We start from the raw sequence: 11,070 nt of genomic DNA, 5'->3' as shown, positions 1-11,070 counted from the left end.
TAATCATGGAATAGCTAAGGCGAATTTTGTGCCAAAAGCTAAGGTGTTGAAAAGTAATGGCTTTTTGTTTTTTGGAACGTGAGCTTTTCCCATTACTGGGAAAGCGAGTTTTAAAATTGGGAGTGAATGCTTAAATTAGCTTTCTTCGATTTTGCCAACTTGCGAAAGCTGATTAAACAAAATGCCTGCTTGGGTGCGGTTATAAACATTGAGTTTGCGTAAAATCGCTGACACATGTTGTTTGATTGTGGTTTCTTGAATCGACATTTCAAAGGCGATTTGTTTATTCAATAAACCGTCGGCAATCATCGCTAGTACGCGGTATTGCTGCGGAGTTAGTTTTTCGAGGTTACGAGCAAATTCGCTTTGTTCGTCGTTGATCACCACATCGGTTAAATCTACTTCAGGTGGTAACCAAGTGTCGCCGTTGAGTACATGGCTAATTGCTTCACTAATGACATCTAAAGAAGATGACTTTGGAATATAGCCTGCAGCGCCAAGGCTCATCGCTTGTTTGATTATGGCTGGTGTCTCATTGGCAGAGACCATAATCACTAAGATATCAGGGTAATGGTTACGCAGTTGCGAAAGGGCTTGTAGGCCATTTGCACCTGGGATGGTGAGGTCTAAAAATATTAGTTCAATCTCAGGGTGAGCGCTTAACAGTGTAAACAAACCATCAATGTCACTGGTCTCTTTAATATGTTCTTCTGGCACTGATGTCGCGGCAGCTTGACGCAGCGCACTTCTAAATAACGGGTGATCATCGGCGATTATGGTGTTCACAGCTAAAGACATTCCCTCGATTCTCCAATGCGTTATGTTATAAGTGATTTTGCGCTTTGAAACAAGGTTTGCCTGAGGGGAAGTTTCAGACAAACCTTTCTCACACAAGGATTTAGATTCTATTTTAGAAACGGTAACCAACAGTGAAGGCTACAGTGCGAGGGTCGCCGTAGTAACCAATCAGGGTATTATCACCACCTAAACCTGGGGTGTATTTGCTGATATCAGTTGGGTCTGTTGGATCAGGTGCCACGAATTGGTAGCCACCAATCATGTACTCTTCATCCGTTAAGTTTTTACCGTAAAGACCTGCAGTCCAGTGACCATCTGTGCTGTACCAAGTGATACCCATATTAAAGATACCGTAAGCATCTTGCGTTAATAGGCTATCTTCTTCGAATAGCGCGTAGTCGCCTCTGTGGTAGTAGTTACCATTGACAACAAAGTCACCCATTTCTGTGTACATACGGTACGTTGCACCCAGGTTAAAGGTTAAATCAGGTGTGTTTGATACCGTAAAGCGATCTGATTTATCGAATGCTTCACCGGTTTCTGGGTCGTAATCAATTACGTTATCGAAGCTACTATCAATGTAACCCACTGACGCATCAAAGCTGAGTGACTCTGTTGCAACATAGTTTAGTTCAAGCTCAATACCATCTGATGTTGACTCACCAATGTTACCCAAGCGTTGATTTAGATCTGCTGCGCTATCGCCCGGTAATACAGAAATGTATTGACGGTCTTTATGGTCAAGGGTGAATAAAGTGACGTTTGCACGTAAGTTGTTGTTCCACTCACTCTTCATACCGATTTCGAATGAATCAACGATTTCTGGTTTTGCTGCTGGCTCTGCAGTGGTTGCACGTGGGTTGAAAGTACCTGACTTAAAGCCTTGCGCGTAACTAGCAAAGAACATGATGTCACGATTGTACTGGTATTCAACACCTGCACGTGGTGTGAAGCGTGACCATTCTTCTTCATCATCGAGTACTGTTGGAACCAGTTGACCTTCTGGGCGAGTGTAACCTGGTACCCAACCTGATTCTGGATAAACAATGTCAAAGATTAGGCCATTGTTAACCTGTGCTTCTTTTTTGTCTTTGGTGTAACGCGCGCCGAGTGTCATTGACCATTTATCGGTTAAATCAATTGAGCTTTGGATATACGCTGCTTTACTGTTTGAGTTACTACAGCCGCTTACTTCACGAGTCAGACCCGGGGCACCTAAGCTTTGACCTAAGATACCTAAAATAGCCTCAAATTGACCGCAAGATTCACCATCATAGTAGTAAAGGCCCGAAACCAGTTTATAGTTATCGCCTTGATGATTTAGCTGTAACTCATGAGTGGTTTGCTCATCATCGTAAATAGCAGGTACATCGAAAATTTGAATTGACGTGTTATCAAAGTCGATATTCGTTGGTGAGTAGCTCTCACGGCTTGAACCAATATATTTAATGCTAGTGCTGTCAGTCATATCCCAACGAGCAGTTAGGCTATAGCCTTCTAGTTCAACTTTATTCCATGTTGGTAAGCTGGTGTAAGAGTCATACACGCTGTCTGGAACTGGTGCATCAGTAAGAATACTTGGTAGTAAACGGTAACCACCTTTTGCGTTTGATTTGTCTTCTGTTTTATCCCACGCGAAACGGAAGAATAAGTCGTCAGTCGGAGTGTATTCGAGTGTAACGCGTGCTGCTGTTACGTCTTTGTTGTAGTTTTCGCGGTCTTGGTTATCAAGAGCCGATGTTAAAAACTCGCCAAAGCCATCACGGTTAAGCGTCGCAAAACCAAAGCCAACGTAAAGTTTTTCGTCAACAATCGGTAATTGGCCAGTGATTTTTAAATCTTTCTGGTTATAGCTACCTACAGTGCCTTGAATATTTAAGGTAGCATCACCGCTCATTTCTTTGGTGACGTATTTAATGGCACCACCGATGGTATTTTTACCGTAAAGCGTCCCTTGTGGACCACGTAATACTTCGATTTGTTGCACATCAAGAAGGTCAAGCACGGCACCCTGTGGACGAGCAAGATAAACATCATCAATATAAATACCTACGCCTGGCTCATACCCCCAAAGAGGATCTTGCTGACCTACACCACGAATAAACGCGGTAATTGTAGAGTTAGTACCACGGCTTGCTTGCAGGGTGGTATTTGGCGAGAACTGTTGAACTTCGGTCATAACGACGATGCCATTTTCTGCCAGTTCTTCAGCACCCACTGAGGTTACAGCAACAGGAACTTCTTGCAGGTTTTCAACAGTTTTACGTGCTGTTACCTGAATACGTTCAAGTTCACCTTTTTTTGCTGCAGGTTCGGCTTGTTCTGCCGCTTGAGCACTGACACCTGCCAAAGCAAGTGATACAGCCAGAGTAAGTGGCGCGACTTTTGGGTTAAGCTTTATCATGTTGTATTCCTTGTTATTGTTGTCATTAGTCTTATGGCCACTCACATTGATGTTGCCGAAGACTTAATAAGATTTGCCCGTGTCACCTGTCAATTAATGTAGAAGATAGTTGCAGAAATTGAATTAGTACCATAGTGCTATACCCGCCATAGCCCTTTATTTATCAAGCAATTAAGCTATTTTTAAAGCAGATAGTACCTTAGTGTTATGTATTTTTTGAACGCTTAGGGTAAGACTGAAAGCATTATTCCGATGTCACCTCATCTGTGTAATAACAATAATTATAGGAATGTCTATGCTGAGCATGATAGGACTGTTAGGCGGTTTAATACTGCTGATCATTTTAACGCTGCGTGGGGTAAATTTATTTATCGCTGCGCCAATCTGTGCACTGTTAGTTGCACTTAGTAGTGGCATGGCCATTTTCCCTGTATCGGCAGATACAAACTTTATTAACGCCTATATGGATGGCTTTGCTGGCTTCTTAAGCGCATGGTTCTTTATGTTCTTACTAGGTTCTTTATTCGGTAAGTTCATGGAAGACACCGGTGCTGCAGACAGTGTTGCGAGCTACATTGTGGGTAAACTAGGTATGAAGCACGCCGTTCTTGCGGTTGTGATTGCCTGTGCAGTTTTAACCTACGGTGGCGTGAGCGTCTTTATTGTTGCGTTTTCTGTCTATCCAATGGCATTAAGTCTGTTTAAAGATGCAAACTTACCGCGCCGCTTTATTCCAGCAACACTAGCATTTGGTTCGGTGACCTTTACCATGACCTCGGCAGGCTCGCCAGAAATTCAAAACTGGATCCCGGTTAAACACCTTGGTACGTCACCCTATGCGGCTTGGGAAGTGAGCTTAGTGGTGGCTATATTCATGGCGACAGCAGGTTACTTTTGGTTAAACAAGATGATCAAAAAGGCCGTTGCTAACGGCGAGACCTTTGAAGCGCGCGATGATGATCCTGTCATTATTGAGCGTCGTCGTCCGCATCCAATTACGGGTGTGATCCCGCTGATCGTGGTGCTACTTTTATCATTTACGCTACATGATGTGCTACAGCAAACAGCGCTTATTGTTGCCTTACTTGGTGGTGTACTGAGTATTGTGATTATTAACTTCAAGCATTTTCACGATATGGGTAACGCCATTAATGTTGGTACAACCGGCGCTTTAGTGGCAATCGGTAATACCGCTGCTGTGGTTGGCTTTGGCGCTGTGGCGAAAGTATCACCAGCATTTACCGCCGCTGTCGATGTGATGACCCATATGCCGGGGAATGAGTTGGTTGGTGCTGCAGTTGCGGTCAGTGTAATTGCCGGCTTAACTGGCTCTGCTTCTGGCGGGCAAGCCATTGCATTACCACTTGTCGCGCCGGGTTATTTAGATATGGGTGTAAACCCTGAACAACTACACCGTGTAGTGGCAATAAGCTCTGGAGCCCTAGATACCTTGCCGCATAATGGTTATGTGGTCACAACAATACGCGCTATCTGTAAAGAAACGCATCAGCGAGCGTATTGGTCAATGGCTGCTCTGACAGCGGTTATTCCGCTTATCGGTGTCGCATTGGCACTCGGACTCTTTATTTTCTTTTAAGGAACAGCAATGAAAACCAAATTAATAATTTTGCTATGGCTGGTTGTATTTAGTAGCACTGCGTTTGGCGCTGCAAACAAAGCCGACACCATGCTGGTGGAAAAACAGCATTTTACGACAAGAGATTTTACCACTGTGTCTGGTGTGACTTTAGAGCAAGTGGATATTGGCTGGGAAAGCTATGGAAAGCTAAACGCCAATAAAGATAACGTGATTTTAATCACTCACTATTTCTCTGGTACTTCTCATGCTGCAGGTAAATATAAAGCGGATGACGCCCTACCGGGTTATTGGGATGCGATTATCGGCCCAGGTAAAGCTATCGATACGAATAAATATTATGTGATTAGCTCAGATACCCTAGTGAATGCCAACTGGCATGATGAAAATGTCATCACCACAGGCCCTGCGTCAACTAATCCAAAAACAGGTAAACCTTATGGTTTGGATTTCCCTGTGGTTACGATTACTGACTTTGTGAATGTGCAAAAGCGTTTACTCGACAGCCTAGGTATCACTAAATTACATGCTGTGATGGGCGCATCAATGGGCTCATTTCAAGCACTTGAGTGGGCAACACGTTACCCAGATAAAGTAGAGCGTTTAATTCATGTGATTGGCGCTGCAACTATGGATGCATGGACAGTCGCTGCCCTTGAAAAATGGGCGTTACCAATTCGTTTAGATAAAAATTGGCAGCAAGGTAATTACTACGGCAAAGAGCGCCCGCTAGATGGCTTAGCAGCAACCATGCTTAATATTACGCAAGATGCGATGCATCCAATTATTTATAACGCGAGCTTCCCTGACTTTAATGTATTAGATGAAGGCGCATTAAAAGATATTCGTACCTTGCCTAAGTTAAACCAAGTACTCGCTCAGCGCGCAATGGCACGAGCGAAAACGCAAGATGCCAACCATGTACTTTATTTGGTCCGGGCATCACAACTATTTACCGCTGGCATGCAAAGTGATTTAACAACAGCACTTAAAAATGTCTCTGCCAAAACATTATTGCTACCTGCAACGAACGACTTACTGCTTCGCCCTGAAAACATGCGCACCGTGTTTGACACCATGAAAGCGGCAGGTAAAGACGTTGAGATTTCAGAAATTGAAGGGGGTTGGGGACACCTTGATGGCATTTTCTCAATCGCCACGAAAGCGCAGCTTATCAGTGAGTTTTTAGAGGAGTAGCCCGATGAGCAAAACAGTTTTAATTACCGGTGCAGCCAGTGGTATTGGTCTATATGTTGCCCAGCAACTGGCGATGCAAGGTCACACTATTATTGTGACTGATTTAAATCAGCAAGCAGCACAGCAAGCGGCATCAGGCATTGTTGAGCAAGGTGGTAGCGCCGAAGGGTATGCACTTAATGTGGCAGACAGTGATGCAATTGAGCAGTTTTTCACTGAGCTTAATCAGCCAATTGATGTACTTATTAATAATGCGGGTATTCAGCACGTGGCAAAGCTTGAAGATTTTCCGGCTGATAAGTGGCAGTTCTTACAGCAAGTTATGCTCGTTGGCCCGGCGATGATGACCAAGGCAGTACTCCCTCGCATGCGTGAGCAAGATTTTGGTCGTATCATTAATATTGGCTCAATTCATGCGATGGTGGCGTCTAAATATAAGTCTGCTTATATCGCTGCAAAACATGGCTTAATCGGCTTTGCTAAAACCATGGCACTCGAAACGGGTGATGCCAACATCACGATTAATACTGTGTGCCCAGCCTATGTAAAAACACCGCTTGTGGAGCAACAAATTGCCTCGCAAGCCAAAGAGCATGGCATTTCAGAGCAACAAGTGATCGACACAATTATGTTAGCACCGATGCCGAAAAAAGCATTTATCGGCTTAGATGAGATCCTGCATACCGTTAGCTTTTTAATGGCCGATGCAGCACGCAATATTACCGCCCAAGCAATCGCCATTGATGGCGGTTGGACTGCACAGTAGGAGGAGCCAATGGCAGGTTTTGATAAAGTAGTTACAAGTTACAGCGAAGCGATGGCTGGTCTTGAAGATGGCATGACAGTGATAGCCGGTGGTTTTGGCTTATGCGGTATTCCTGAAGGCTTAATTGCGCAAATTAAACGTCAAGGCACCCGTGATTTAACCGTGGTATCGAATAACTGTGGTGTTGATGGTTTTGGTTTAGGAGTGCTACTTGAAGACAAGCAAATCAGCAAGATGGTTGCCTCTTACGTTGGTGAAAACGCGCTATTTGAGCAGCAACTATTAAATGGTGAACTTGAAGTTGAGCTCACACCGCAAGGCACTTTAGCTGAAAAAATGCGTGCTGGTGGTGCGGGTATTCCAGCATTTTATACCGCAACGGGTGTCGGTACACCGGTGGCTGACGGTAAAGAAACTCGCAATATTAATGGTCGCGATTATTTATTAGAGCCAAGCATTACTGGCGACTTTGCGATAGTTAAAGCGTGGAAAGCAGATCGCTACGGTAACTGCATTTATCGTCATACGGCGATGAACTTTAATCCGATGGCAGCAACCGCAGGCAAAATTACGGTTCTTGAAGTTGAAGAAATTGTTGAGCCAGGGGAGCTAGAGCCAAGCCAAATTCACACGCCGGGTATCTATATTGACCGAGTGATTAAAGGTGAATTTGAAAAGCGCATCGAGAAAGTTACCACTAAGCAAGAGAATCAATAAGGAGCACGCTGATGGCATTATCACGAGAGCAAATCGCTAAACGCGTGGCGATGGAACTACAGGATGGTTACTACGTTAACTTAGGTATAGGTATTCCAACCTTGGTTGCTAATTATGTCCCTGATGGCATCGAAGTGATGCTGCAATCTGAAAATGGTTTACTCGGTATGGGGCCATACCCAAGTGCAGACCAAGTTGATGCCGATATGATCAACGCAGGTAAAGAAACGGTCACCGCTGCAACGGGGGCGGCTATATTTAGCTCCGCAGAAAGCTTTGCCATGATCCGCGGCGGCCACGTTGATTTAACCGTGCTGGGTGCGTTTGAAGTAGACCAAAACGGCAACATAGCCAGTTGGATGATCCCGAAAAAGTTGGTTAAAGGAATGGGCGGTGCGATGGATTTAGTAGCCGGTGCTAAAAACATTATTTGTACCATGACCCATGCCAACAAGCATGGTGAATCAAAACTGCTGACCGAATGTAGTTTGCCGTTAACGGGCGTTGGTTGTATCAATAAAGTGATCACCGATTTGGCACTTTTAGAAATTAAAGACGGTGCATTTCATTTATTAGAGCGTGCGCCAGGTGTCTCGGTTGATGAGATTATTGCTAAGACACAGGGCAAACTTATTGTCTCTGGTGACGTTCCTGAGATGACTTTTAGCTAGTTTGCGACTTTTAAGCAGCTAATTTGCCTAGATTTTATACTAACCCCCAGTAATGCGCTTTTTGTTCATGAGTTTTATGAACAAAAAGCCATTTATCTCCATCAATGCAACTTACCCCCTAAACATTTCGTTAATCTATCGTTAACACTATGCTCCAAACCAGATCGCCGTTTGCAGTAGGCCGATCAACGACAACAAATAACTATAATCTGGTGTGGAGTAATTCATGAAAGCAAGTAACACACAGCTCGCTTTAGCCGTTGCAGCGGCGTTAGCAAGTACATCAGCATTCGCACAAAGCGACACTGAACAACTACAGCAACAACTCGATGCACTTCAAAAAGAAGTGGATTCATTAAAAACATCTAGCGGCTTCAACCTAGAATTTGGTGGTCGCGTGCAACTTGATTACAACTATTTCGACGGTGCTTACAATGCCGACAATGATGGCGCTGGAGGCAGCGACTTCTTCCCACGTCGTATTCGTACTTATGTTGAAAGTGAACATGGCAACTGGGATCACAAATTACTACTCGAATTTTCTGAAGGCACGGCTGAAATCGTGTTAGCGCGGGTACGTTATGCATTCGACAACGGCTTAAAAGTAAAAGCCGGTAAAATCCGTGAAGACATGTCGCTCAATGCGCTAACCAGTTCTAAACACATTAATACTATTGAGCGTAGCACCCTTGCTAACACCTTCTCGCCTTTCTTCCGTTGGGGTATCTCGGCTTATCAATACTTTAAAGATTCAGGCTTACGTTACGCCGTGGGTGTTTACAAAAACGATGCGTTTGGTGCATCGGGCCATGACGAAGATGACAAACTGACATTGGCTGTAACAGGTCGCTTAACCTGGTCAAGTGCAGCGCCGGGTGATGTGATTCATTTAGGTGCTTGGCACTCTTATCGTGATATGGGCGACAATGATTTAAGCGCTCGTTTTGCCCGTGGTGAAGTGCGTGAAACCAATGTTCGCTTAGTGGATTACGCAGTCGGTGGTGAAACCGCAGCGCTAAATAGCATGTCACAAAGCGGTCTTGAATTTGCCTACCAAGCAAATGCATTCACTCTAGAGGCTGAATATGCCAGCCGTTACCTTGATACGGTCGATAGTAGTAACGAACTTGATGGTGAGCGTTTTGATGGCTTTCATGTCTCGGCAAGTTACTTCTTAGGCGGTGAGCAGCGCCGTTACAAAGCAGGTTCAGCGCTATTTGTACAACCAAAAGGGATTAAAGATGCATGGGAGCTGGTTGCACGTGTGTCACAAATGAATGCTAGCAGCAAACAGCAAGGTACTGACGTAACCACTTATACATTAGGCACATCATATTACCTAAGCAGCGATATCAAATTTATGGGCAACCTGATTTACAGCGATGTTGATGGTGCCGGTGCTTCTACGCTGGTAGGTGATGAAGATTCAGGTATGGGCATCAGTGCTCGTATGCAGTACTTATTTTAGGAGTCGTGCATTATGACTATGTTTAAATCATTAAAAAGATCTGTTTTAGCAGCTTCATTATTAGTAGCCAGCCCACTGGCATTAGCAAACTTACACTTTTTGGTACCGGGTGGCCCAGGCGGCGGTTGGGATACCACAGCACGTGGTGTCGGTGAAGCAATGGTAAAAGCGGGCATTGAAGATAATGCATCGTTTCAGAATATGTCGGGCGGCGGCGGTGGCCGTGCAATTGCATACCTGATTGAGTCGGGCACTAAAAAAGGCGATATGTTGATGGTTAACTCAACGCCTATCGTTCTGCGTGCATTATCAGGCAAAATTCCTTACAGCTATCGCGATTTAACGCCAGTTGCCAGCATGATTGCTGATTATGGTGCATTTGTTGTGCGCAATGACTCGCCATTTAAAACATGGCAAGACGTTATTGATGCAATGAAAAAAGACCCAGGCTCTGTAAAAGTAGCAGGTGGCTCTGCGCGCGGCAGCATGGATCACTTAGTGGCTGCACAAGCGGTTAAAGCGGCGGGTCTTGATGGTCGTCGATTACGTTACATTCCTTATGATGCCGGTGGTAAAGCGAAAGCTGGTTTACTGTCGGGTGAGGTCAACTTACTTTCAACAGGCTTAAGTGAGGCACTCGAAGTCGCTAATGGTGGTCAGGCACGTATTTTAGCGGTGACTTCTGCAGATAAATTGCCAGATTACCCAGCAATTCCAACCTTAAAGTCGCTAGGTTACGACATGGAGTTCGTAAACTGGCGCGGCTTTTTTGCAACCCCAGATTTACCAGCAGACAAACTTGCCGAGTACACAGAAAAGCTACGTAAGTTGCAACAAACCCCTGAATGGGAAGCGGTTCGTGCCCGCAATGGTTGGCTAAATCTATTTCAAGAAAAAGAAGCGTTTATTAAATCGCTTGAGCAGCAAGAAGCGCAATTACGCGTTGTAATGAAAGAGCTTGGTTTTATCCGAGGCTAAGGTTAGACGATGTTAAACCGTGAACTAATTGGACCAAGTTTATTCTTGGTCCTCTTTACCCTCTACGCCCTTGTGGCTTGGCAAATTCCACTTATGCCATTTGAAGAATACGAAAGCGTTACTTCTGCAACCTTACCAAAAGTGTATGCAGTATTTGGTATCGTGGTGTGTGTACTTTCGATTGGTGCCAACTTATTAAAGCAAGCGCCTGCAGAAAAAGCAGAGCTACTCAGTAAGGGCAACTTACTACGTACCTTTGCATTGTTGGTTTTAATGGTTGCTTATAGCGCCATGCTTGAACCGTTCGGCTTTTTAATTGCCACCAGTGCATTTTTAATTACGGGCTTTTTTATCATGGGCGAACGCCGTAAGGCAGTGTTGTTGTTTGCTTCAGTGCCTGTGGCCGTGGTTTTTTGGTTTTTAATGACACAAGTACTGGGCATTTACTTAGTACCTGGCAATCTGTGGAGTTAA

Annotated in this window: 10 protein-coding genes; 8 read left to right on the top strand and 2 right to left on the bottom strand. The window is 44.6% G+C overall.

Annotated elements, in window-relative coordinates; genetic code table 11:
- Positions 1-135: 135 nt before the first annotated feature.
- Complete coding sequence (locus VRK28_RS11050; RefSeq protein WP_054562939.1) at positions 136-798, bottom strand: response regulator transcription factor; 663 nt, start codon at positions 796-798, stop codon at positions 136-138.
- A gap of 112 nt (positions 799-910) precedes the next feature.
- Positions 911-3,202 carry a TonB-dependent receptor gene (locus VRK28_RS11045; RefSeq protein WP_239963591.1) on the bottom strand — a complete coding sequence of 764 codons (2,292 nt, stop codon included), beginning with the start codon at positions 3,200-3,202 and terminating at the stop codon, positions 911-913.
- 295 nt (positions 3,203-3,497) lie between these two features.
- Here VRK28_RS11045 and VRK28_RS11040 point away from each other — a divergent pair, with 295 nt between their 5' ends.
- The 8 genes from VRK28_RS11040 to VRK28_RS11005 all read left to right on the top strand — a co-directional run bounded on the left by VRK28_RS11040 (position 3,498) and on the right by VRK28_RS11005 (position 11,070).
- Positions 3,498-4,799 carry a GntP family permease gene (locus VRK28_RS11040; RefSeq protein WP_054552324.1) on the top strand — a complete coding sequence of 434 codons (1,302 nt, stop codon included), beginning with the start codon at positions 3,498-3,500 and terminating at the stop codon, positions 4,797-4,799.
- Positions 4,800-4,808: 9 nt separating this feature from the next.
- Positions 4,809-5,996 carry an E22 family MetX-like putative esterase gene (locus VRK28_RS11035; protein ID WP_130167369.1) on the top strand — a complete coding sequence of 396 codons (1,188 nt, stop codon included), beginning with the start codon at positions 4,809-4,811 and terminating at the stop codon, positions 5,994-5,996.
- A 4-nt stretch (positions 5,997-6,000) separates the two neighbouring features.
- Complete coding sequence (locus VRK28_RS11030) at positions 6,001-6,762, top strand: 3-hydroxybutyrate dehydrogenase (protein ID WP_332393928.1); 762 nt, start codon at positions 6,001-6,003, stop codon at positions 6,760-6,762.
- A 9-nt stretch (positions 6,763-6,771) separates the two neighbouring features.
- On the top strand, positions 6,772-7,479 hold the full coding sequence (locus VRK28_RS11025; protein WP_063527828.1) for a CoA transferase subunit A: 708 nt from the start codon (positions 6,772-6,774) through the stop codon (positions 7,477-7,479).
- Between the two features lie 11 nt (positions 7,480-7,490).
- Positions 7,491-8,150 carry a 3-oxoacid CoA-transferase subunit B gene (locus VRK28_RS11020; protein ID WP_054562936.1) on the top strand — a complete coding sequence of 220 codons (660 nt, stop codon included), beginning with the start codon at positions 7,491-7,493 and terminating at the stop codon, positions 8,148-8,150.
- Between the two features lie 226 nt (positions 8,151-8,376).
- On the top strand, positions 8,377-9,618 hold the full coding sequence (locus VRK28_RS11015; protein WP_054552329.1) for an OprO/OprP family phosphate-selective porin: 1,242 nt from the start codon (positions 8,377-8,379) through the stop codon (positions 9,616-9,618).
- Between the two features lie 12 nt (positions 9,619-9,630).
- Positions 9,631-10,596, top strand: coding sequence for a Bug family tripartite tricarboxylate transporter substrate binding protein (locus VRK28_RS11010; RefSeq protein WP_370316435.1), 966 nt, complete (start codon positions 9,631-9,633; stop codon positions 10,594-10,596).
- A gap of 9 nt (positions 10,597-10,605) precedes the next feature.
- Positions 10,606-11,070 carry a tripartite tricarboxylate transporter TctB family protein gene (locus VRK28_RS11005; protein WP_054562934.1) on the top strand — a complete coding sequence of 155 codons (465 nt, stop codon included), beginning with the start codon at positions 10,606-10,608 and terminating at the stop codon, positions 11,068-11,070.

This window comes from Pseudoalteromonas sp. P80D2, assembly GCF_036680945.1.
Lineage (GTDB): Bacteria > Pseudomonadota > Gammaproteobacteria > Enterobacterales > Alteromonadaceae > Pseudoalteromonas > Pseudoalteromonas shioyasakiensis.
The sequence above is the reverse complement of the archived record's forward strand: the minus strand, read 5'-3'. Positions and strand labels throughout refer to the sequence as shown.

What these genes read in the sequence shown, in the direction of transcription:
- VRK28_RS11050 (WP_054562939.1), bottom strand. Translation starts at nt 798, where the DNA reads ATGTCTTTAGCTGTGAACACCATAATCGCCGATGATCACCCGTTATTT.
- VRK28_RS11045 (WP_239963591.1), bottom strand. Translation starts at nt 3,202, where the DNA reads ATGATAAAGCTTAACCCAAAAGTCGCGCCACTTACTCTGGCTGTATCA.
- VRK28_RS11040 (WP_054552324.1), top strand. Translation starts at nt 3,498, where the DNA reads ATGCTGAGCATGATAGGACTGTTAGGCGGTTTAATACTGCTGATCATT.
- VRK28_RS11035 (WP_130167369.1), top strand. Translation starts at nt 4,809, where the DNA reads ATGAAAACCAAATTAATAATTTTGCTATGGCTGGTTGTATTTAGTAGC.
- VRK28_RS11030 (WP_332393928.1), top strand. Translation starts at nt 6,001, where the DNA reads ATGAGCAAAACAGTTTTAATTACCGGTGCAGCCAGTGGTATTGGTCTA.
- VRK28_RS11025 (WP_063527828.1), top strand. Translation starts at nt 6,772, where the DNA reads ATGGCAGGTTTTGATAAAGTAGTTACAAGTTACAGCGAAGCGATGGCT.
- VRK28_RS11020 (WP_054562936.1), top strand. Translation starts at nt 7,491, where the DNA reads ATGGCATTATCACGAGAGCAAATCGCTAAACGCGTGGCGATGGAACTA.
- VRK28_RS11015 (WP_054552329.1), top strand. Translation starts at nt 8,377, where the DNA reads ATGAAAGCAAGTAACACACAGCTCGCTTTAGCCGTTGCAGCGGCGTTA.
- VRK28_RS11010 (WP_370316435.1), top strand. Translation starts at nt 9,631, where the DNA reads ATGACTATGTTTAAATCATTAAAAAGATCTGTTTTAGCAGCTTCATTA.
- VRK28_RS11005 (WP_054562934.1), top strand. Translation starts at nt 10,606, where the DNA reads ATGTTAAACCGTGAACTAATTGGACCAAGTTTATTCTTGGTCCTCTTT.